At 71.5% G+C, this 21,075-nt stretch carries 20 protein-coding genes; 11 read left to right on the forward strand and 9 right to left on the reverse strand.

The genetic code is table 11. The features are described 5' to 3' along the window. Window positions 1-39: 39 nt before the first annotated feature. Together AB0G10_RS06795 and AB0G10_RS06800 are read right to left on the reverse strand one after the other, a co-directional pair. Window positions 40-270, reverse strand: a complete 231-nt coding sequence (locus tag AB0G10_RS06795) for a hypothetical protein (RefSeq protein ID WP_360917579.1) — start codon at window positions 268-270, stop codon at window positions 40-42. Beyond that, window positions 264-1,241 carry an aldo/keto reductase gene (locus tag AB0G10_RS06800; protein ID WP_360917582.1) on the reverse strand — a complete coding sequence of 326 codons (978 nt, stop codon included), beginning with the start codon at window positions 1,239-1,241 and terminating at the stop codon, window positions 264-266. The genes AB0G10_RS06795 and AB0G10_RS06800 overlap by 7 nt, the downstream gene beginning before the upstream one ends. A gap of 67 nt (window positions 1,242-1,308) precedes the next feature. Here AB0G10_RS06800 and AB0G10_RS06805 point away from each other — a divergent pair, with 67 nt between their 5' ends. Next, complete coding sequence (locus AB0G10_RS06805) at window positions 1,309-2,037, forward strand: methyltransferase domain-containing protein (protein WP_360917585.1); 729 nt, start codon at window positions 1,309-1,311, stop codon at window positions 2,035-2,037. A 124-nt stretch (window positions 2,038-2,161) separates the two neighbouring features. Continuing rightward, entirely contained in the window at window positions 2,162-3,163 is a 1,002-nt protein-coding gene (locus tag AB0G10_RS06810; RefSeq protein WP_360917979.1) for an adenosine deaminase, read from the forward strand. On the opposite strand, the gene AB0G10_RS06815 is transcribed toward AB0G10_RS06810, so the two are convergent. From AB0G10_RS06815 to AB0G10_RS06830, 4 genes are all read right to left on the reverse strand, one after another. Beyond that, a complete protein-coding gene (locus AB0G10_RS06815) occupies window positions 3,154-3,300 on the reverse strand; it encodes a hypothetical protein (RefSeq protein ID WP_360917587.1) in 147 nt (48 codons plus the stop codon). The two genes, AB0G10_RS06810 and AB0G10_RS06815, sit on opposite strands and share 10 nt — an antisense overlap. Window positions 3,301-3,320: 20 nt before the next feature. Further along, window positions 3,321-5,453 carry an RICIN domain-containing protein gene (locus AB0G10_RS06820; RefSeq protein ID WP_360917590.1) on the reverse strand — a complete coding sequence of 711 codons (2,133 nt, stop codon included), beginning with the start codon at window positions 5,451-5,453 and terminating at the stop codon, window positions 3,321-3,323. 254 nt (window positions 5,454-5,707) lie between these two features. Further along, a complete protein-coding gene (locus tag AB0G10_RS06825; protein ID WP_360917592.1) occupies window positions 5,708-7,087 on the reverse strand; it encodes a HAMP domain-containing sensor histidine kinase in 1,380 nt (459 codons plus the stop codon). A 41-nt stretch (window positions 7,088-7,128) separates the two neighbouring features. Beyond that, window positions 7,129-7,818, reverse strand: coding sequence for a response regulator transcription factor (locus AB0G10_RS06830; RefSeq protein ID WP_043525920.1), 690 nt, complete (start codon window positions 7,816-7,818; stop codon window positions 7,129-7,131). Between the two features lie 96 nt (window positions 7,819-7,914). Here AB0G10_RS06830 and AB0G10_RS06835 point away from each other — a divergent pair, with 96 nt between their 5' ends. The 3 genes from AB0G10_RS06835 (at window position 7,915) to AB0G10_RS06845 (ending at window position 11,486) form a co-directional block, all read left to right on the forward strand. Further along, on the forward strand, window positions 7,915-8,844 hold the full coding sequence (locus tag AB0G10_RS06835; protein ID WP_360917595.1) for an ADP-ribosylglycohydrolase family protein: 930 nt from the start codon (window positions 7,915-7,917) through the stop codon (window positions 8,842-8,844). A gap of 101 nt (window positions 8,845-8,945) precedes the next feature. Further along, window positions 8,946-10,943 (forward strand): threonine--tRNA ligase, encoded by a 1,998-nt coding sequence (thrS, locus tag AB0G10_RS06840; protein WP_360917598.1) that lies wholly within the window; start codon window positions 8,946-8,948, stop codon window positions 10,941-10,943. Window positions 10,944-11,033: 90 nt separating this feature from the next. Beyond that, window positions 11,034-11,486, forward strand: a complete 453-nt coding sequence (locus AB0G10_RS06845; RefSeq protein ID WP_360917980.1) for an HIT domain-containing protein — start codon at window positions 11,034-11,036, stop codon at window positions 11,484-11,486. Here AB0G10_RS06845 and AB0G10_RS06850 read toward each other — a convergent pair. Further along, on the reverse strand, window positions 11,445-12,038 hold the full coding sequence (locus AB0G10_RS06850) for a TetR/AcrR family transcriptional regulator (RefSeq protein ID WP_360917601.1): 594 nt from the start codon (window positions 12,036-12,038) through the stop codon (window positions 11,445-11,447). The genes AB0G10_RS06845 and AB0G10_RS06850 overlap by 42 nt on opposite strands. A 54-nt stretch (window positions 12,039-12,092) precedes the next feature. On the opposite strand from AB0G10_RS06850, the gene AB0G10_RS06855 reads away from it, so the two are divergent. Continuing rightward, window positions 12,093-13,244: an FAD-dependent monooxygenase gene (locus AB0G10_RS06855; protein WP_360917604.1), complete on the forward strand. Its 1,152-nt coding sequence runs from the start codon at window positions 12,093-12,095 to the stop codon at window positions 13,242-13,244. Between the two features lies 1 nt (window position 13,245). Here AB0G10_RS06855 and AB0G10_RS06860 read toward each other — a convergent pair whose 3' ends face one another. After that, window positions 13,246-15,396, reverse strand: coding sequence for an elongation factor G-like protein EF-G2 (locus AB0G10_RS06860; RefSeq protein ID WP_360917607.1), 2,151 nt, complete (start codon window positions 15,394-15,396; stop codon window positions 13,246-13,248). A gap of 142 nt (window positions 15,397-15,538) precedes the next feature. On the opposite strand from AB0G10_RS06860, the gene pgsA reads away from it, so the two are divergent. Genes pgsA through AB0G10_RS06880 form a run of 4 tightly spaced genes read left to right on the forward strand, consistent with a single transcriptional unit; the run spans window position 15,539 to window position 18,751 of the window. Next, complete coding sequence (gene pgsA / locus AB0G10_RS06865; protein WP_360917610.1) at window positions 15,539-16,147, forward strand: phosphatidylinositol phosphate synthase; 609 nt, start codon at window positions 15,539-15,541, stop codon at window positions 16,145-16,147. Continuing rightward, window positions 16,144-17,010 carry a phosphatidylinositol mannoside acyltransferase gene (locus AB0G10_RS06870; RefSeq protein WP_360917613.1) on the forward strand — a complete coding sequence of 289 codons (867 nt, stop codon included), beginning with the start codon at window positions 16,144-16,146 and terminating at the stop codon, window positions 17,008-17,010. The genes pgsA and AB0G10_RS06870 overlap by 4 nt, the downstream gene beginning before the upstream one ends. 9 nt (window positions 17,011-17,019) lie before the next feature. Continuing rightward, entirely contained in the window at window positions 17,020-18,156 is a 1,137-nt protein-coding gene (locus AB0G10_RS06875; protein ID WP_360917616.1) for a glycosyltransferase family 4 protein, read from the forward strand. Window positions 18,157-18,199: 43 nt separating this feature from the next. Continuing rightward, a complete protein-coding gene (locus tag AB0G10_RS06880; protein WP_360917619.1) occupies window positions 18,200-18,751 on the forward strand; it encodes a hypothetical protein in 552 nt (183 codons plus the stop codon). A gap of 692 nt (window positions 18,752-19,443) precedes the next feature. Here the strand turns inward: AB0G10_RS06880 and pdxS are convergent. After that, window positions 19,444-20,340 (reverse strand): pyridoxal 5'-phosphate synthase lyase subunit PdxS, encoded by an 897-nt coding sequence (gene pdxS, locus AB0G10_RS06885; RefSeq protein WP_360917622.1) that lies wholly within the window; start codon window positions 20,338-20,340, stop codon window positions 19,444-19,446. 127 nt (window positions 20,341-20,467) lie between these two features. On the opposite strand from pdxS, the gene pdxT reads away from it, so the two are divergent. Continuing rightward, window positions 20,468-21,073, forward strand: a complete 606-nt coding sequence (pdxT, locus tag AB0G10_RS06890) for a pyridoxal 5'-phosphate synthase glutaminase subunit PdxT (protein ID WP_360917625.1) — start codon at window positions 20,468-20,470, stop codon at window positions 21,071-21,073. Window positions 21,074-21,075: the final 2 nt, after the last annotated feature.

Below are 21,075 nucleotides of genomic sequence, written 5' to 3' on the forward strand. Positions count from 1 at the left end.
GCGGGGCCTCTTTGTGCGCGCAAATCAGAGAACAGGGACCTAGGCCCGGCCGGCCTCACGGCGCCGCATCCCGACGACCACCAGCGCGAGGCCGCCGGCCGCGACGACGCCGCCGACCGCCGCCCACACCGGCTGATCGCTCATCAGGTGCCCGGCGAGGTAGTCGAGGCCCTGCAGCGTCCACACCGCGCCGAGGACGATCGCCAGCAGGCCGAGCGACATCGTGAGCCAGCCGCGCAATCGCGGCGTCTCGGTTTCATTGTTCACCATTTGTCGTGCACCTGGGGGCGAATCAACTCATCGTAGACTGCCGCGATCATTTCCCGGGTTTCCGGCGTAAGAGGAGCGAGTTCCGCGGAAGCCGCGTTCGCCCGGGCCTGTTCCGGGTTGCGGGCGCCCGGGATCACCACGGTGACGGCCGGCTGATCGATGATCCAGCGGATCGCGAATTGCGCCATGGTCGCGCCGTCCGGAACCAGCGGGCGCAGCCGGCGGACCGCCTCGAGGCCGACCTGGAAGTCGACGCCGGAGAACGTCTCGCCGACGTCGAACGACTCGCCGTGCCGGTTGTAGTTGCGGTGGTCGTCGGCCGCGAACGTGGTGTTCTCGTCGTACCGGCCGGAGAGCATGCCGCTCGCCAGCGGGACGCGGGCGATGATGCCGACCCCGGCCTCGGCGGCGGCCGGCAGCACCCGCTCGAGCGGCTTGAGCCGGAACGCGTTGAGGATGATCTGGACGCTCGCGACGCCGGGGCGGGCGATCGCGGTGAGCGCCTCCTCGACCTTCTCGACGCTCACGCCGTACGCCGCGATCCGCTTCTCCTGCACCAGGGTGTCGAGCGCGTCGAACACCTCGTCGCTGCCGAAGACCGGGGTGGGCGGGCAGTGCAGCTGGACCAGGTCGAGGGTGTCGACGCCGAGGTTGGCGCGGGACCGGTCGGTCCAGGCGCGGAAGTTGTCCAGGGTGTAGTTGGCGGGCTCCTGGGGTAGGCGGCGGCCCATCTTGGTGGCGACGGTCAGACCCGGCCTGTCCTTCACGAACGAGCCGACGATCTGCTCGCTGCGGCCGTCGCCGTAGACGTCGGCCGTGTCGATGAAGGTGACGCCCGCGTCGACCGCGGCCTGCAGGGTGGCGTGCGCGTCGGCCTCGGTGACCTGACCCCAGTCGGCCCCGAGCTGCCAGGCGCCCAGACCGACCACCGAGGCGGTCCGTCCCATCCTCCGAAAATCTCGTTTCTCCACGTCATGACCCTACCGCCATGGTGATAGCTTCAAACAAGACGTACGTACGGTTTAGAAGGGGAGTGCTATGTGGGATCCCGCCGTCTACAGCCGCTTCGGAAACGAGCGGTCCCGTCCGTTCTTCGACCTGGTCCAGCGCGTCGGCGCGGAGAAGCCGAGGGAGGTCGTCGACCTCGGCTGCGCCACCGGGGAGCTCACGCTGACCCTCGCCGATCGCTGGCCCGGCGCCCGGGTGACCGGCATCGACTCGTCGCCGGAGATGGTGGCGAAGGCGGTGGCCGACGTGACGCTGGCCGACATCGCCGATTGGCGGCCCGGGCCGGAGACCGACGTGGTCGTCACCAACGCGGCCCTGCAGTGGGTGGACGAGCACCGCGAGCTGCTGCCGGAGTGGATCGCCGCGCTGCCGGCCGGCGCCTGGTTCGCCATGCAGGTGCCGGGCAACTTCGACAGCCCCGGCCATCGGGTGGTGCGTGCCATGGCGCCGGAGCTCAACCGGGAGAACCCGGTCGGCGAGCCGGACGAGTACGCGCGCCTGCTGCTCGCCGCCGGCGCCGAGGTGGACGCCTGGGAGACGACGTACCTGCATCTCCTGCCCTTCGCCGACGGGGAGGACCACCCGGTGGTGCGCTGGATGGAGGGCACCGCGCTGCGCCCGATCCGCGCCGCTCTCGGCGATGAGGAATGGCGATCGTTCCGGGAGGAGTTCGCGGATCGCATCGCGGAGGTGCATCCGGTCCGGGACGGTCTCGTGGCCTTCCCGTTCCGCCGTATCTTCGTGGTGGCACACAAATAGAGGAGATCTCGTGAGCGACCTGACCGGAGTGAACTCTTTTCAAGCTCCCGACAGGCCTGAAGCCGCCGGGCCGCGGGCCGGTGCCGGCGAGGCGGGCCCTGGGCATCTTGAAAAGAGTTCATTCATCGCCGGACTTCCCAAGGCCGAGCTGCACGTGCACCACGTCGGCTCGGCCTCGCCCCGGATCGTCGCCGAGCTGGCCGCTCGGCACGAGGGCAGCTCACCCGTGCCGGCCGATCCTTCGCTGCTCGCCGAGTACTTCGCGTTCCGCGACTTCGCGCACTTCATCGAGGTCTACCTGAGCGTCGTCGACCTGATCCGGGACGCCGAGGACGTCCGGCTGCTCACCTACGAGATCGGCCGGGAGCTCGGCCGCCAGCAGGTGCGGTACGCCGAGCTGACCGTCACCCCGTACTCGAGCGTGCGCCGCGGCATCCCGGCCGGGGCGTTCTGCGAGGCGATCGAGGACGCCCGCACCGGCGCGGCCCGCGACTTCGGGGTGAAGCTGAACTGGTGCTTCGACATCCCGGGCGAGGCCGGCCTGGCCTCCGCCGAGGAGACGCTGCGGATCGCGCTCGAGGAGCGCCCCGACGGCCTGATCAGTTTCGGTCTGGGTGGGCCGGAGATCGGGGTGCCGCGGCCGCAGTTCAAGCCCTACTTCGACAAGGCCCGGGCGGCCGGTCTGCACAGCGTGCCGCACGCCGGCGAGACCACCGGGCCGGAGACGATCTGGGACGCCATCCGGGAGCTCGGCGCCGAGCGGATCGGTCACGGCATCGCGGCCGCGCAGGACGAGCGGCTGATGGCGTACCTCGCCGAGCACCGGATCCCGCTCGAGGTCTGCCCGACCTCGAACCTGCGGACCCGGGCCGTCGCGAGCCTCGACGAGCACCCGATCGCGGCGCTCGTGGCCGCGGGCGTGCCGATCAGCGTCAACTCCGACGACCCGCCGATGTTCGGCACCACGCTGGAGCAGGAGTACGCGACCGCCGCCCGCCTGCTCGGCCTGGACCGCGCCGGCGTCGCCGAGCTGGCGCGCGACGCGGTCCGGCACAGCTTCCTGGACACCGCCGGGAAGTCCGGGCTGATCGCCGAGATCGACGCCTACGTGCGGAACTACGGGTAGAGCGGGTCCTGCCAGCAGGCGACCATGGTGATCGTCCCGATCGTCAGGATCGCCAGCCAGCGCACCAGGCGCCGCGTGGTGAACCGGGCCGGACCCTCGTCCGGCTCGGTCTCCTTCCTGCTCAACACATCGGGCATCGGAATCTCCCTGCGGTAGGTCAGTCGGGAACGGCCGTCCAGCTCTGGTGCCGCTGGCGGGTGTCCTCCTGGAGGACCAGCACCCGGTGCGCGCCGAAGCGCTGGGCGCCGACGCCGATCACCAGGTCGCCGGTGGTGCTGCGCACGGTGAAGCCGTAATCGGAGGCCTGGAGCGTCCAGCGGGCGCCCTCGGCCGCGTAGCAGTCGCCCTGCACGAGCGGGCTGCCGGCGACCGGGCGGCCGCCGAGCGCCACCGCGCACCTGTTGCTCGCCCGCGACACCAGCGAGTAGGTGCCGCTCTCGGCCGGTACGAGCTGCCACTGCTGCTGGCTGCCGCCGTCCTGGTCGCCGAGGGTCACCGGGGTGCCGTCGGTGTCCCGGGCCGCGTACAGGTCGGCCGCGCCGCCGGTCAGCGAGTTGGTCAGCACGAACCAGGAGTTCTGCACCGGCCGGGCCGCCGGGGCGGTGACCGCGGTGCCCTTGGCGAGGTAACCGAGCTTCCTGTTCCTGATCTGCACGACGTACTTGGAGTCGGGCTTCAAGCCGATCAGGCGGGCCCGGGTGGCCTTCGTGGTCGCCACCGGCTCGCCGCCGACGGAGACCTCGTACGCCGCGTCGTCGGCCCCGGAGCTCCAGGTGAGGCGGACCGAGGTGCTGGTCGCCTCGCGGATCTCCAGGACCGCCTGCGCGCCGTCGTTCGTGGTGCCCGGAGTCTCGGCCGGGGCGCCCTCGGCGGTGTCCGGGTCGGCGGTCGGCGCGACCGTGTGCGCGACCTCCTCGATGGCCGGCAGATCGGGCGCGGCGGCTTCGGAGGCGCTGACGTCGGGCGCGGGGCTCTCCGGGGCGCTGGGCGAGACCGATGCCTCGGCGCTCGGCGAGACGCTGGGCGACGGGGACAGCGAGGGCGAGGGCGAGAGCGACGGGGACGCGGGCGCGGACGGCGACGGCGAGGCGGCCGGCGCCGGGTCGGGGGCGACGGCGCCCGGCGCGTCCGGGATGTCGTCGCCGCCGTCGCTGCGCAGCAGGAAGTCGCTGAGCGCCACGTTCCAGTGCTTGTCGAGGTAGCTGCCCGGCTTCGGGTTGGTGCTGAAGTAGTCGTCGTTGCCGCAGTCCAGCCGGATCTCGTGCTTCTTCTCGCAGACCTGGCGCATCGGCTTGCCGGAGCGGTCCTCGCCGCAGAGCAGGTCGAAGTCGTCGGTGCAGCTGCCCATCCCGGTGGAGTTCGGCGAGTCGACGAGCACGGCGCCGAGGGTGTGGGTGAGCTCGTGGGCGGCCATCGCGGCGCTCCAGCAGCCGGAGTCGACCCGGGCGTACGACGGCCCGCCGTTGTTGCGGTTGCCCCGGATCGGGCGGGTGTCGTTCACGTAGGACGAGATGCCGCAGTAGACGTTCGTGTCGGAGAACATCAGGTACTTGCGGTCGGTCCGGTTGTAGCCGAGGTCGCGCAGCGCCTCGATGCTGGTGGTGAAGGACCGCAGCGAGTCGTCCGGGAGCTGCACCTCGGCGACGTCGACCCGGCACTCGGGAGTGGTGACGTACCGGATGTGGCGGGAGCCGCCGGTCTCCCCGGCGCTGGCGTCGTAGATCGCGTCGACGCCGGCGGCCCAGGTGCGGAACGAGTTCAGGAACTTCGCGTACCGGCTCGGCTCCGACGACTCGTGCAGGTAGAGCAGCTGGATCCGCTTGCCGCTGCGGCCGTCGCCGGAGCAGGCCACGTCGTCCGGGCCGAGGATGAAGTCGGCCTGGCCGGGGGCGGCGTCCGGGATCAGCGCCGGCGCGTCCGCGGTCAGCGCGCTGCCGCCCTCGTCGCGGGCGATCTCGGCGTCGGTCGGCACGGCGCCGGTCTCCCGGCGGACCACCGTGACGTCGCGCGCCGACGCCTCGGTCACCGGGGCCACGTCGCGGCGCACCGACAGGCCGGCCGGCGCGGCGTCCGGGCCGTGCGTGCAGGTCTGCTCGAAGAGCTGGTAGTTGCCGGCGCAGAGCGAGTCGTCCGAGGCCAGCTTCAGCCCGCTGTAGACCAGGCCTTCCTCGGGCGCGTCGGTCGGCAGCGCGGAGAGCGAGAAGCGGTCCAGGTCGTCGGAGGGGACCGCGCCGATGACGCTCGGGCCCACCACGCCGCCGACGCCGAGCAGCGCGACGCCGAGCGCCACCGGGAGGAGCCGGAACGCTGCGGAGCGTGTCCGGGGGCGGTGGTCGCCTGCCGCGCGGCGTCGCCCGGGAGGCGACCCGCGGAACGCTGGCCGGCGATGCGCGGACACGGCGTCTCCTCGTCGAGATCTCGTGCGGTGGGAAGGGACGGGGTCGGTGCGAACCCTGCCAGCCCGGGGAGCCGGGGGGAACGGTTTTAAGAGGGATCTAAGCCAGCGCTGTGTCGTCCGGGGGATCTGTCCGTCGTAGCCCTTGCTCATTCCCGTCCTCGTTGCCAGCGCCGGCGTACCGGGTCCTTCTCGCGTGCCGGCCGGCCCCGCCCGACCAGCCCGAACCTGCTCGGGATCTTGGGTGTCGCGTCGGCGTCGGCGAGCAGCATCACGACGCTCGCCCCGCCCATGGCGGCCCGGTCCAGGCTCACCGAGCCGCCGGTGTTCTGGGCCACCCTGCGGGCGATGTCCAGACCGAGGCCGGTCGAGCCCTGGTTGCTCTGGCCGCGCCGGAGCGCCTGCTCGGGATCGGCGATGCCGGGACCGGCGTCGTCCACCCGCAGCGCCACCCAGCCGTCGCGGCGGGAGAGTCCCACCTCGAAGGCGGTGCCCTGCGGGGTGTAGCGGAAGACGTTGCCCAGCACCGCGTCGAGCGCGGCGGCCAGCTCGGCCCGGGCCACCGGGACCGGGATGCGCAGGTGCGCGCCGACCACACGGTACTGGCGATCCTGGTCGCCGGCGAGCGCCGACCAGAACATCATCCGTTCGCGGACCACCTCGCTGGCGTCGCAGAGGCCGTCCTCGGGCGCCGCGACCTGGGCCGCGACCGCCTGCCGGGTCGTGTTGATCAGGTGGTTGACCTCGTCCTCGAGGGTGCCGATGGCCTGCCGGATGCGGCGGATGCCCCGGCGGCGGTCCACTTCGGCGTCGGTCAGGTCGATGATCTGGGTGTCGTCCGGGTCGAGCGCCTCGGCGTCCAGCCGCAGCGCGGTCAGCGGCGTGCGCAGCCGGTGCGACAGGTCGGCGACCAGCTCCCGCTCGTCGGTCCGCGAGGTGACCAGGCGGTCCGCCATCCGGTTGAAGGCGTACCCGGCCTCGGCCAGCTCCCTCGGGCCGGAGGGGTTTATCCGTACGCCGAGATCGCCGTCCCCGACCGCGAGAGCGGCCTCCACCAGGTTGCGGGCCGAGGCGACCGCGCCCCGGGCCAGCCGGTCCACCACGAAGACGGCGCCGCCCACCAGGACCACGGCGAGGCCGAGCAGCAACCACCAGTCGCGGGCGGTGTCCCGGTTCAGCTCGGAGGCCGGGATGAACGCCTCGATCACCGAGTGCTCGTCGCCGATGTTCACCGGCACGAGCCGGACCATCCCGCCGGCGACGCCCTCGACGGTCGGCTCGGGCGCGACGGCGGCCCGGTCGATCAGCGCGGCGCCGGCCCGGCCGCCCTCGGTGGGGGCGATGCCCGGGGTGTGCACCACGGTGCCCGGCCCGGCCGCGGCGAGCGCGGCGGCCACGCCCTTGTCGCCGGCGCCCGAGGTGAGGGCGCCGGCCACGGTGGCGGTGCGTTCGGCGGCCGCGGCCAGGGCGGCGTCCCGGTGGTCGTTGCGCAGGTTCCAGCCGAGCGGCACGAGGAAGACGAGCGCCACGACCGCGGTGGTGGCGGCGGTGGTGTAGGCCAGCCGCAGCCTCAGTCCGGCGCCACCAACCGGAATCCGACCCCCCGCACGGTGCGCAGGTAGCGGGGCTTCGCCGCGGACTCGCCCAGTTTCCGGCGAAGCCAGTACAAATGCACGTCGATGGTCTGGTCCTCGCCGACCGATGGCTGTCGCCATACCTCCTCCAACAGCTCGCGACGGGACACCACACGGCCCGGGCGGGCCGCCAGGTAAGCCAGAAGATCGAATTCCTTGCGGGTCAGCGCGAGCGGCTGGTCCCCGAGGGTGGCGCTGCGCTCGCCCACGTCCACCCGCAGCTCGCCCACCTCGTGGACGGCCGGCTGCGCGGCGCGGCTGGCCCGGCCCACGCGCCGCAGCACGGTGGCGATCCGGGCGTCGAGGTGGGCGCCGGTGAACGGCTTGACCATGTAGTCGTCGGCGCCGGCGCGCAGCAGCCTCACGACGGTCTGCTCGTCGTCGCGCGCGGTCGCGATGATGATCGGCACGTCGGTGATCCCGCGCAGCATGCGCAGCGCGTCCGAGCCGTCGAGGTCGGGCAGTCCGAGATCGAGCACGACGAGGTCCGGCGTCTCCGCGGCGACCCGCCGCAGCGCTTCCAGAGCCGTGCCGACGGCGTGCACGGCATGCCCCCGGTCGGCGAGCGATCGGAGCATGGCGCCGCGCACGACATGATCGTCTTCGACGAGCAACACCGTGGCCATGCGAAGACCGTAGCGTCCCCGGCGAGGAGAACCTAAAGGGTGATCCAGCGAGAGTCTTTAATGACGGTGAGTGATGGAATACGATCCGAAGCGCCGATGTCTTTCACTCTCTTCCCCGGTACGCGTCTCGCGTTGGCCCTCGAGAGTCTGGCCGGCCTCAGCGTCGGCGACGCCCTCGGAGCCCAGTACTTCGTGCCCGGAAACAAGCCGTCCGATCTGGCCGAGTCGCGGGTGCCCGAGCCGCCCTGGGAGTGGACCGACGACACCGAGCAGGCCTGCTGCCTGGTGGCGACGCTGTCCGAGGGCGCCGAGTCGGACAAGCACCTCGACCGGGACGCGTTCGCCGCGATGCTCGGCCGGGTGCACGACCCCTATCGCGGCTACGGTCCGGGCGCGGTCGTGATGCTGCGCGAGATCCGGGACGGCCTGCCCTGGCCGATCGCCGCGGCGGCCGCCTTCGACGGCGCCGGCTCCTGCGGCAACGGCGCGGCCATGCGGGCCGCGCCGCTGGGGGCCTGGCATGCGGACTCGCTCGCGCATGCGGCGGCCGAGGGCGTACGGGCGGCCGAGGTCACCCATTCGCACCCGGAGGGGATCGCCGGCGGCGTGGCGGTGACGGTGGCCGCCGCGGTGGCCGCGGCGGGGCGCCTGGACGGCAGGCGTCCGGAGCCGGAACTGCTGCTCCGCGCGGTGGCCGCGCACACCCCGGACGGCCTGGTCCGGGCGGATCTGCTGGAGGCGGCCACGATCGGCCGGGCGGACGAGGCGGCGTACCGGCTCGGCAACGGCTCGCGGTCGATGGCGCAGGACACCGTGCCGTTCGCGCTCTGGGTCGCGGCCCGGCACCTCGACGACTACCCGGCGGCGATCACCGCCTGCGTGGCGGCCGGCGGCGACGTGGACACCACCGCGGCGATCGCCGGGGGAGTGGTGGCGGCGTACACCGGGCTCGACGGCATCCCGGCGTCCTGGCTCTCCGCCCGCGAGCCGCTGCCGGCGTGGCTCGCCGCCGCCGGCGGCGAATAGGAAATCGCTGGCCGCGCCGGTCGGAGCATGGGAAAACAGGACGGATAGCATCGTGGACGGCCCGGAATCGCCGGGCGTCGCCGTCTGAATGGAGAAAGACCGTGTCTGCACCCCGTAACCCCGCTGTGGCCGACCCACTAGTCGTCCCGGCCGGGACTACGGCGGCCGACGCGGTGGCCGCCGCCGGCCTCCCGGCGAACGGGCCCAAGGCGATCGTCGTGGTGCGCGACGCCGACGGCCGGCTGCGCGACCTGGCCTGGTCGCCCGAGGCCGACGCCGAGGTGACCCCGGTCGCGATCGACGAGCCGGACGGCCTCGACGTGCTGCGCCACTCGACCGCGCACGTGCTCGCCCAGGCCGTGCAGGACGTCTTCCCGGAGGCGAAGCTCGGCATCGGCCCGCCGATCCGCGACGGCTTCTACTACGACTTCGACGTGGCGAAGCCGTTCCAGCCGGAAGACCTCGGCAAGCTCGAGAAGCGCATGCAGGAGATCGTCAAGGCCGGGCAGACGTTCCGCCGCCGGGAGTACGGCTCGCTCGACGAGGCCAAGGCCGAGCTGGCGAAGGAGCCGTTCAAGCTGGAACTCGTCGATATCAAGGGCGACGTCGACGAGGAGGCCAAGGCGGTCGGCGCGGGTGAGCTCACCCACTACGACAATTTGAACAAGGACGGCGAGCGGGTCTGGGGCGACCTCTGCCGCGGCCCGCACCTGCCGTCGACCCGGCTCATCCCGGCCTTCAAGCTGATGCGCTCGGCCGCCGCCTACTGGCGCGGCTCCGAGAAGAACCCGCAGCTCCAGCGGATCTACGGCACCGCCTGGCCGTCCCGGGACGAGCTGAAGGCCTACCTGAACCGCCTCGCCGAGGCCGAGCGCCGCGACCACCGCAAGCTCGGCACCGAGCTCGACCTCTTCTCCTTCCCCGACGAGATCGGCTCCGGTCTCGTGGTCTTCCACCCCAAGGGTGGCGTGATCAAGCGGGAGATGGAGGACTACGTCCGGGCCCGGCACATCGAGGAGGGCTTCCAGTACGTCGGCACCCCGCACATCAGCAAGGAGGGCCTGTTCCACACCTCGGGACACCTGCCCTACTACGCGGACACCATGTTCCCGCCGAGCGAGCTCGAGGGCGCCAAGTACTACCTCAAGGCGATGAACTGCCCGATGCACAACCTGATCTTCAGGTCGCGCGGGCGGTCCTACCGTGAGCTGCCGCTGCGCCTGTTCGAGTTCGGCTCGGTCTACCGGTACGAGAAGTCCGGCGTGGTGCACGGCCTCACCCGGGTGCGCGGCCTGACCCAGGACGACTCGCACTCGTACGTCACCGCCGAGCAGGCGCCGGGCGAGATCAAGCACCTGCTGAACTTCGTCCGCTCGCTGCTCGACGACTTCGGTATGGACGACTACTACCTGGAGCTGTCGACCCGGGACCCGAAGAGCGACAAGTTCATCGGCTCGGACGAGCAGTGGGAGAAGGCCACCGCCGTCCTCGAGGACGTGGCCAAGGAGTCCGGCCTCGACCTGGTGCTCGACCCGGGCGGCGCGGCGTTCTACGGCCCGAAGATCAGCGTGCAGGCGAAGGACGCGATCGGCCGGACCTGGCAGATGTCGACCATCCAGTACGACTTCAACCAGCCGGCCCGGTTCGGTCTGGAGTATCAGGCCGCCGACGGCTCCCGCCAGGAGCCGGTGATGATCCACTCGGCGAAGTTCGGCTCGATCGAGCGGTTCTTCGGCGTGCTGGTCGAGCACTACGCCGGCGCGTTCCCGGCCTGGCTCGCGCCGGTGCAGGTGGTCGGCATCCCGATCCGCGACGACCACGCCGACTACCTGGCTTCCTTCGTCGATCGCCTCCGCAAGGAAGGCATCCGGGCGGAGGTCGACTATTCGACCGACCGGATGCAGAAGAAGATCCGCACCGCGCAGCAGCAGAAGATCCCGTTCATGGCGATCGCCGGCGACGACGACGTGAGCGGCGGCACCGTGTCGTTCCGCTACCGCGACGGGTCGCAGCGCAACGGCGTCTCGATCGACGAGGCCGTGGCGCACGTCGCCGAGATCGTCCGCTCGCGCACCAACGTGGGGCCGTCCGCGCTCTGACGCGGTCCCGGGGCTGTCCTGCCGGCGGCGGGGCAGCCCTAGGATCGGTACGTGGATGACGGCCTCGAGCGGCTCTGGGCGCCGCACCGGATGGAGTACATCGCCGGTCAGAACCAGCCGGCCGGCTGCCCGTTCTGCGTCGCGCCCGGGCTGCCCGAGCCGGACACGCTCGTGGTGGCGCGCGGCGAGCTGGTCTACGCGCTGCTCAACCTCTACCCGTACAACCCGGGGCACCTGCTGGTCTGCCCCTACCGGCACGTCGCCGACTACACCGATCTGACCGAGGCCGAGACGGCCGAGGTGGCCGCGTTCACCCGGACCGCGATGCGGGTGATCCGGTCGGTGAGCAGCCCGCACGGCTTCAACATCGGGATGAACCAGGGCTCGATCGCGGGCGCCGGGATCGCCGCCCACCTGCACCAGCACGTGGTGCCGCGGTGGGGAGGCGATGCCAACTTCATGCCGGTGATCGGTCAGACGAAGATCCTCCCGCAGCTCCTGTCAGACACCCGGGACCTGATCGTGAAGGCCTGGACCGCCTAGCCCTCTGATTCCGGCCACCACGTCCTCGGCGGACGGCGCGGTCGACGGATCGGTGAGCCACTGCGTCAGCACCCCGGACATCATCGCCATCTGCGCCGATCCGACCGTGCGGATCGTGACCTCGTCGAGCTCGTCCTCGGGGATGCCGGTGACCAGGGCGGCCATGCCCTTGCGCCCCTCGTGCATGCCGGCCGCGAGCTGAGCGCGCAGTTCCGGGTTGTGCTCGCTCTGGATCATCACCTCGACGCTGGCGAGCCAGAGCGCCCGGTGTGACCGGATCGAGCCGATCACCCGCTGCCAGAAGCGCAGCATCGGGTCGGCCGGGTCGTCGTCGCGCTCCTCGCCGAGGGCCTGGCCCATGGCGTCGCCCCAGTCCTGGATGGCGCTCAGCATCGCGGCGGTGAGCAGCGCCTTCGTCGAGCCGTAGTGGTAGCCGATCGAGGCCAGGTTGGTGCCGGAGGCCGCCACGATGTCGCGCGCCGTGGTGTGCGCGTACCCCTTCTCGAAGATGGCGCGCTTCGCGCCCTGCAGCAGATCTTCCCGGTGGCCCATGGTCGCTGATCCTAACTTCTATACAAACGTATAAGACGTTTGTATAGTTCAGGCATGACGAATCGCAAGGTGTTGATTTCCGGTTCTGGTGTGGCGGGTCCGGCGCTGGCGTTCTGGCTGGTCCGGGCGGGGTGGGACGTCACGGTCGTGGAGCGGGCCCCGGAGCTGCGGGCCGGCGGCTACAAGGTGGACGTGCGCGGCGCCGCCACCACCGTGCTGCACCGGATGGGCCTGCACGCGGCCGCCAAGGAGCGCGACACCGGGATGCGGCAGGTCACCTATGTGAACAAGGCGGGCAGGAGGATCGCCTCGCTGCCGGCCGACCTGCTGATGGGCCGGCGCGGTGACGACCTGGAGATCATGCGGGGAGACCTGGGCGTGCTGCTGCACGAGGCGGCCGGCGCGCACACGATCTTCGGAGACGCCATCTCCGAGATCTCCGCCAGATCGGTCAGGTTCGAGAGTGGCCGCGTCGAGGAGTTCGACGTGATCGTCGCGGCGGACGGGCTGAACTCCAGCACCCGCGGGCTCGTGATGCCCGAGGTTCGGCTGGACCATCTGGGGGCGTACATCTCGATCTTCGAGGTCGAGAACGACCTCGGCATCGAGCGTGAGGAGATCATGTACACCGAACCCGGCCGTCTGATCTTCGCCTATGCGATGGGTGCGGGCGAGCCGGCCCGGATCGGCATGACGTTCGCCTCCGAGCCGCTCGGCTACGACCGGCGCGACATCGCGGCCCAGAAGGACCTGCTCCGGGCCGCGTTCGCGGGGCGCGGCTGGCGCAGCGACGACTTCCTGGCCCAGATCGACGACGCGCCGGACTTCTACTTCGACTCGATGAGCCAGGTGCCGGCGCCGCGCTGGTCGTCCGGCCGGGTGGTGCTGCTCGGCGACGCGGGGTACTGCCCCTCGCCGGCGTCCGGCCAGGGGACGAGCCTGGCGCTGGTCGGGGCGTACGTGCTGGGGCAGCAGCTCGTCGACGGGGGCGGCTTCGCGGAGTATGAGCGGATCATGCGGCCCTACGTCGAGAAGAACATGGCGTTCGGCCGCAGGATGGTGAGGGACATGGTCCCGGCGAGCCGCCTCGCCATCGGCTTCCGCAACTACGGGATGCGGACCCTGCGGTTCCACCCGCGTAAGGAGCAGGTGATCGACAAGGTGCTCGCGCCGATGCACGAGGCGGCGAACGCCATCACTATCTGAGCTACCTGGCGTGCTCCTTGCGGGCCGCGTCGGCCAGGTGCGCCGGCATCGGCTCGTGCCGGACGTAGCGGCGGGTGAACGTGCCGGTCCCGGAGGTCAGCGCCCGCAGCTCGACGGCGTACCGGACCAGCTCGGTCGCGGGCACCTCGGCCCGGACCAGGCTCGCGTCCCCGTCGGACTCGCTGCCCATCGGCCGCCCGCGCCGGCCGGACAGGTCGCTCATGACCGGGCCGACGTAGGTCTCCGGCACCTTCACGAGGATCTCGTCGACCGGTTCCAGCAGGGTGATCTGGCCGTTCTCGGCGGCCGCGCGCAGGGCGAGCGCGCCGGCCGTCTGGAAGGCCGCGTCGGAGGAGTCGACGCTGTGCGCCTTGCCGTCGTAGAGGGTGACCTTCAGGTCGACCACCGGGTAGCCGGCGACCAGGCCCTTCTCGAGCTGGGCGCGGACGCCCTTCTCCACCGAGGGGATGTAGTTGTGCGGGACCGCGCCACCGACCACCTTGTCCACGAACTGGAAGCCCTCGCCCCGGGGCAGCGGCTCCACCTTGATGTCGCAGACCGCGTACTGGCCGTGGCCGCCGGACTGCTTCACGTGCCGGCCGTGGCCCTGCGAGCCGGCGCCGAACGTCTCCCGCAGCGCCACCTTGACCGGCTCGGTGTCCAGCTCGACGCCGCCGGCGCGGAGCCGATCGAGCACCACGTCGGCGTGCGACTCGCCCATGGTCCAGAGCACCAGCTGGTGGGTCTCCGGGTTGCGCTCGAGGCGCAGGGTCGGGTCGCCGGCGACGAGCCGGGCCAGGTTCTTGGCGAGGGCGTCCTCGTCCGAGCGGGTCTTCGCCACCACGGCGATCGGCAGCAGCGGCTCGGGCATCGACCACGGCTCCATGAGCAGCGGATCGTCCTTGCTGGAGAGCGTGTCGCCGGTCTCCGCGCTGCCCGACTTGGTGATCGCGCAGAGGTCGCCGGCGACGCAGCACGCCACCTCGCGCAGCTGCGCGCCGAGCGGGGAGTAGACGTGCGCCACCCGCTCGTCGGCGTCGTGGTCGGGGTGGCCGCGCTCGGCCATGCCGTGCCCGGAGACGTGCAGGGTCTGGTCCGGGCGCAGGGTGCCGGAGAAGACCCGGACCAGCGAGACCCGGCCGACGTGCCGGTCGATCGTGGTCCGCACCACCTCGGCCACGAGTGGCCCGTCCGGGTCGCAGACGAGCGGCGGGCGCGGCGAGCCGTCCACACCGGTCACCACCGGGAGCTCGTGCTCGAGCGGCGAGGGCGCGCCGCCGACCAGGCCGTCGAGCAGCGCGTCGAGGCCGACGCCGGTGCCGGCGCAGACCGGGATGACCGGGTAGAAGTTGCCGCGGGCGACGGCCTTCTCCAGGTCGGGCACGAGCGCCTCGGTGCTGATCAGCTCGCCGGCGACGTACCGGTCCATCAGGGTCTCGTCCTCGCTCTCCGCGATGATCCCCTCGATGAGCTGGTTCCGGTCGTCGGCGATCGGGTTCATGTGCTCCTGCTCGGCCTCGCCGACGCGGGGCGGGTAGCCGGCCGAGTAGTCCAGCACCCGGAGCGTGACCAGCCCGAGCAGGCCGACGATGGACTGGCCGTCGTCGCCGAGCATCGGCTGGTAGATCGGCATCACGTTGTCGCCGAACGCGTCCTGGCAGTCCTGCAGCGTCTGCTCGTAGTCGGCCCGGGGGTGGTCGAGCCGGGTGATCGCCACGGCCCGGGGCATGCCGACGCTCGCGCACTCCTCCCAGAGGGCGATCGTGGAGTCGTCCACGCCGTCGACGGCGGAGACGACGAAGAGTGCCGCGTCCGCCGCGCGCAGGCCGGCCCGCAGCTCGCCGACGAAATCGGCGTACCCCGGGGTGTCCAATAAGTTGATCTTAACTCCGTCGTGGAGCAGCGGCGCGCAGGCGAGCGCCACCGAACGTTGCTGCCGGACCGCCGCCGCATCGTGATCGGTCACCGTGGTGCCGTCCGCCACGGTTCCGGCCCTCGGGATCGTGCCGGTCGCCGCGAGCAGCGCCTCGACCAGCGTCGTCTTCCCCGCACCGGAGTGGCCCACCAGCACCACGTTGCGAACTCTGCCGGGTTCTGTCACCACCGGCGCGGCGGCGCCGGCGAGTCCCTTCTCCGAAGTCTTCTGCGCCATGCCGAGCGCTCCCGTCGTTTCAGTTTCGTTACGCCGCTGTTCAATGAATCCCACACCCGGGGAGATATCGGTCGCAAGCACCACTGTTCCGGATGGTGACGATCCGACCATCAGGAGGGGGAGCCGATATGGTGGGACGGCCATGGCAAAGATCGTTCAAACTACGGCCCGTGCCGCCGTCGCGTACGGCGTCAACCCGGTCGCTCGATTCCTGCTCCGGATCGGTGTCACGCCCAACGCGGTCACCGTCGCCGGAACCGTCGGCGTGCTGATCGGCTCCTACTTCGGATCGCAGGGACACCTCTTCTGGGGCACTGTGATCGTAACCGCCTGTGCGCTCACCGATGCGCTCGACGGAACAATGGCCCGCATGCGGGGCGGAAACGGGAAATTCGGCGCCCTGCTCGACTCGTCGATGGACCGGCTCGCCGACGGCGCGGTCTTCGGCGCGGTCACCTACTACCTCGCCACCGAGGGGGTCTGGTGGGGCGTCGTCGGGGCGCTCATCGCCCTGGTGGCCGGCGGCGTGGTGTCGTACGTGAAGGCGCGGGCCCAGAGCCTCGGGCTGAACGCCGACGTCGGCATCGCCGAGCGCCTCGAACGGCTGCTGATCGTCGGTGTCGGCGGCCTGCTCGGCGCCGCCGGGGTGGACTGGGGCCTGCCGGCCGCGCTCTGGGTGCTGGCCGCGCTGTCGCTCTTCACCGTCCTGCAGCGGCTCGTCGCGGCGGCCAAGTCGGACGTCGCCGCGTGAAGGACCAGCTCACCGCGCTCGGCTTCACCGCCGGGTGGCGTCTCGTGCGCGCCCTCCCGGAGGGTGTCGCCAAGCGGCTCTTCACCGCGGCGGCCGACCGCGCCTACCGGGCGAACGGCAAGGGCACCCAGCGCCTGCGCGGCAACCTGCGCCAGGTCGTCGGCCCGGACATGCCGGACACCCTGGTCCGGGACGGCCTCCGCTCGTACGCCCGGTATTGGATGGAGGCGTTCCGGCTCCCCTCCAAGACGAAGCGGCAGTTCCTCGACGGCTTCTTCATGGAGCCGGACTCGTACGCCGTCATGAAGAAGACGATCGCCGAGGGCAACGGCATCGTCCTGGCGCTGCCGCACGTGGCGAACTGGGACGCGGCCGCCACCTGGGTGATCTCGCACGACTGGCAGCTGATCACGGTGGCCGAGCGGCTCAAGCCGGAGTCCGTCTACAAGCAGTTCCTGGACTACCGGGAAGGGCTCGGCATGCGGATCCTGCCGCTGACCGGCGGGGACCGCTCGCCGCTCGACGTCCTCGGCGAGCACCTCCGGCAGGGCTGGGTGGTGCCGCTGCTGGCCGACCGCGACCTGTCCCGCAACGGCGTCGAGGTGGAGTTCTTCGGCGGCCGCACCCGGATGCCGGCCGGCCCGGCCATCCTCGCGATCCGGACCGGCGCGCCGATCTTCGCGGTCGACCTCTGGTACTCGGCGTCCCGCGTCGAAGCGCGGCTGCGGCCCATCACGCCGCCCACCGAGGGTCCGCTCGACCAGCGGGTCCGCGCGACCACGCAGCAGATCGCCGACGCGTTCGCGCTCGGGATCGCCGAGCATCCGCAGGACTGGCACATGTTGCAGAAGCTCTGGATCTAGGGGGTCTGCGTGCGGATCGGGATCGTCTCGCCCTACTCGTTCGACGTCCCGGGCGGTGTGCAGAACCACATCATGGACCTCGCCGAGGCGCTGATCGGGCTCGGTCACGAGGTGAGCGTGCTCGCGCCCGCCGACGACGACGCCGAGCTGCCGTCCTATGTCGTCTCGGCCGGGCGGGCGGTGCCGCTGCCGTACAACGGGTCGGTCGCGCGAATCGCCTTCGGCCCGGTCTCCACGGCCCGGGTGCGGCGCTGGCTCAAGCACGGCGAGTTCGACGTGCTGCACGTGCACGAGCCGCTCTCGCCGAGCCTGTCGTTCCTCGCGGTGCTCTCCGCCCGCGGCCCGGTCGTCGCCACCTTCCACACCGCGATGACCCGGTCCCGCGCGCTCTCCGGGCTGCAGAGCTTCCTCCAGCCGGTGATCGAGAAGATCACCGCGCGGATCGCGGTGAGCGAGCTCGCCCGCAAGGTCCAGGTCGAGCACCTCGGCGGCGGGGCCGTGGAGATCCCCAACGGGGTGGCGGTGCGGAAGTTCGCCTCGGCGCCGCCCCTGGAGGGGTGGCCCGGCGGCGGGGGCGCTCTCGGCTTCCTGGGCCGGTTCACCGAGCCGCGGAAGGGGTTCCCGCTGTTGCGGTCCGCGTTCGTGGCGCTGGCGCCGGAGCGGCCCGGTTTGCGACTGTTGGTGGCGGGGCCGGGGTCGCCCGAAGAGCTTTACGACGATATTCCCGACGTTCTGCACGATCGGGTGAAATTTCTTGGTTTGGTGTCTGAAGCGGACAAAGCTCGCATGCTGCGCAGCGTCGACGTCTACGTCGCGCCGAACACCGGCGGCGAGAGTTTCGGCATGATCCTCACCGAGGCGATGGCGGCCGGCGCGGCGATCGCGGCGAGCGACCTGGACGCGTTCCGGCGCGTCCTGGACGGCGGCCGGGCCGGCGCGCTGTTCCCGAACGGCGACGCCGCGGCCCTGACCTCCCTGCTCGGTGACCTGCTGGATGATCCGGCACGGCGGGCCGAGCTGTCCTCGTGCGCCCGGACGGTCGTCGCGACGTTCGACTGGCCGAGCGTGGCCAACCGGGTCCTCGAGGTCTACGCGACCGCGATCGAGGCGACCGACGGGCGCGTCTTCGACGACGAATGGTCCTGACCACGGTCGGGGGAGAGACAGTCCGACACGATCCGGCACTACGATGCCCCGCATGTGGTGGGTGGTGGGAGTCGTCGTGCTGGCCGCGATCTTCTCGGCGTACCTCGGCTGGACCGCTCAACGAGTGGAGCGCCTGCACGTCCGGGCGCAGTCGGCCGAGCGTGCCCTGGACGCGCACCTGGTGCGCCGTGCGGCAGCGGCGGCGGTGGTGGCCGAGCACGGCGACCGGGTGGAGCTCTACGCGGCGGCCCGGCTCGCCCTGGACGCCGAACCGGGCGACCGCGAGTCGGCCGAGAACGACCTCACGCGCCAGTTGCGCGCCGTCGACCTGGACCCGGAGGACCAGGCCGTCCGCGCGCTGATCGCCACGAGCCGCCGGGTGGTGCTGGCCCGCCAAGTACACACCGACCTGGTCCGGGACGCGCTGAGCGCCCGCCGCCGCCTGCTGGTCCGCCTGCTGCGCCTGGCCCGCCGCCACCCGCGCCCGGAGTATTTCGACATCGTCGAGCCGGTGATGCCCGATCTGCCACCGCCCCTCACGGTGCCGGGCCCCACCCCGCCGCCGGAATCCACGCTGCCGGTCCGGACGGTCTGAAAACCCCTCATCCGTACGAGGATGACGCCCGTCCCCGACCGCATCGACGCCCGTCCCGTGGCGCACCACACCTGCGGCCACCTTCCGCCGGCTCACGCCGCCGCCGGCCCCGGCGTGCCCTCGCGCTCACCTCTTCAACCTAGCCTCCTAGGACGCCACCGCGCCCTCGCCGGCCATGGCCCCGCGCGGAGCTGTCTCATCCCGCCTGTCCGCGCCGCTCGCCGGCCGATCGAGCTGCCCGCCCGCGAGTCAGGACGTGCAGCCAGTCGGTGGCTCCCGACTTCCGGCGATCGTTCGACCCTCGCTGAAGAGCTTGGTCGTCGCGCGGTCCTCGCCGCCCGCTGGTCGTGGCCGATTCACCACCACCGGCCCTTGCAGATCTTGGACGATCAACCACCGGCCCTTGCAGATCTTGGATGATCGACCACCGGCCCTCGCGGATCTTGGACGATCACCCACCGGCCCTCGCGGATCTTGGACGATCAACCACCGGTCGCAGCGGATCTTGGACGATCGACCACCCGCTTGCCGATCTTGGACGCTTCGCCACCGAATGCGGTGGTTGAGCGTCCAAGATCGCGCTGAGGGTGGTTGAGCGTCCAAGATTGCGGAGGGGCCGGTGGTCGATCGTTTGCGGTTGCTGTGATGGGGAGTCGGGTTCGGGGGGCGGTATTCGTACGGAGAAGGGGGTTTCACCAGCCTCGCTCGGCCAGGCGGTGCGGGGCCGGGATATCGTCGACGTTGATGCCCACCATGGCCTCGCCCAGGCCGCGGGAGACCTTGGCGATGACGTCCGGGTCGTCGTGGAAGGTGACGGCCTTGACGATGGCGGCGGCGCGCTGGGCCGGGTTGCCGGACTTGAAGATGCCGGAGCCGACGAAGACGCCCTCGGCACCGAGCTGCATCATCATGGCGGCGTCGGCCGGCGTGGCGATGCCGCCCGCGGTGAAGAGGACGACCGGCAGTCTTCCGGCGTCCGCTACCTCCTTGACCAGCTCGTACGGTGCCTGAAGCTCTTTCGCCGCGACGAAGAGCTCGTCCTCCGGCAGGCTCTGCAGGCGGCGGATCTCGGCGCGGATCCTCCGCATGTGGGTGGTGGCGTTCGAGACGTCGCCGGTGCCGGCCTCGCCCTTGGAGCGGATCATCGCGGCGCCCTCGGTGATCCGGCGCAGCGCCTCGCCCAGGTTGGTGGCGCCGCAGACGAACGGCACGGTGAACTGCCACTTGTCGATGTGGTTGGCGAAGTCGGCGGGGGTCAGCACCTCGGACTCGTCCACGTAGTCGACGCCGAGCGACTGGAGCACCTGGGCCTCGACGAAGTGGCCGATGCGGGCCTTCGCCATGACAGGGATGGAGACGGCGTCGATGATGCCGTCGATCATGTCGGGGTCGGACATCCGGGAGACGCCGCCCTGCGCGCGGATGTCGGCCGGCACGCGCTCCAGCGCCATGACCGCGACGGCGCCCGCGTCCTCGGCGATCTTCGCCTGGTCGGGCGTGACCACGTCCATGATCACGCCACCCTTGAGCATCTCCGCCATGCCGCGCTTGACGCGGGCGGTCCCGACGGCGGGCTGGTTCTCAGACATGGGTTCGGCTCCTCAAGCGCGAAGTGCGGGATGTGTCAACGGCAGACTACGAACCGGTCACGGGCCTTCCGATAGCCAATCGACCTGCTGGTGGCCTGCATGAGGGGGCCTGCCTAGAGTGGGCCCCGTGAACATCGGAGTGCTGGCCCTCCAGGGCGACGTGCGCGAACATCTCTCCGCGCTGGCCGAGTCGGACGTGCTGGCCCGGCCGGTCCGGCGGCCGGAGGAGCTCGCCGGCGTGGACGCTCTGGTGATCCCGGGCGGCGAGTCGACGGCGATCAGCAACCTCGCGGTGAGCTTCGGCCTGCTCGGCCCGATCCGGGAGCGGATCGCCGGCGGGATGCCGGTCTACGGCTCCTGCGCCGGCATGATCATGCTGGCTGCCACGGTGCTGGACGGCCGGGCGGACCAGGAGTCGTTCCGGGGCATCGACATGACCGTGCGGCGCAACGCGTTCGGCCGGCAGGTCGACTCGTTCGAGGCGCCGGTCACCATCGACGAGGTCGAGGGCGGCGACTTTCACGCGATCTTCATCCGCGCGCCGTGGGTCGAGGAGGTCGGCGAAGACGTGCGGGTGCTGGGCCGCGTAGCGGACGGGCCCGCCGCCGGTAGGATTGTCGCCGTTCGGCAGGGCAACCTGCTTGCCACGGCTTTCCACCCGGAGCTCACCGGCGACCTTCGCGTCCACCGGTACTTCGTCGAGATGGTCCGCCAGGCCGCACCCGCACGGTAGAC

Origin of the sequence: Actinoplanes sp. NPDC023714 (assembly GCF_040639855.1) — a bacterium.
In the GTDB taxonomy this organism is placed as follows: Bacteria; Actinomycetota; Actinomycetes; order Mycobacteriales; family Micromonosporaceae; genus Actinoplanes.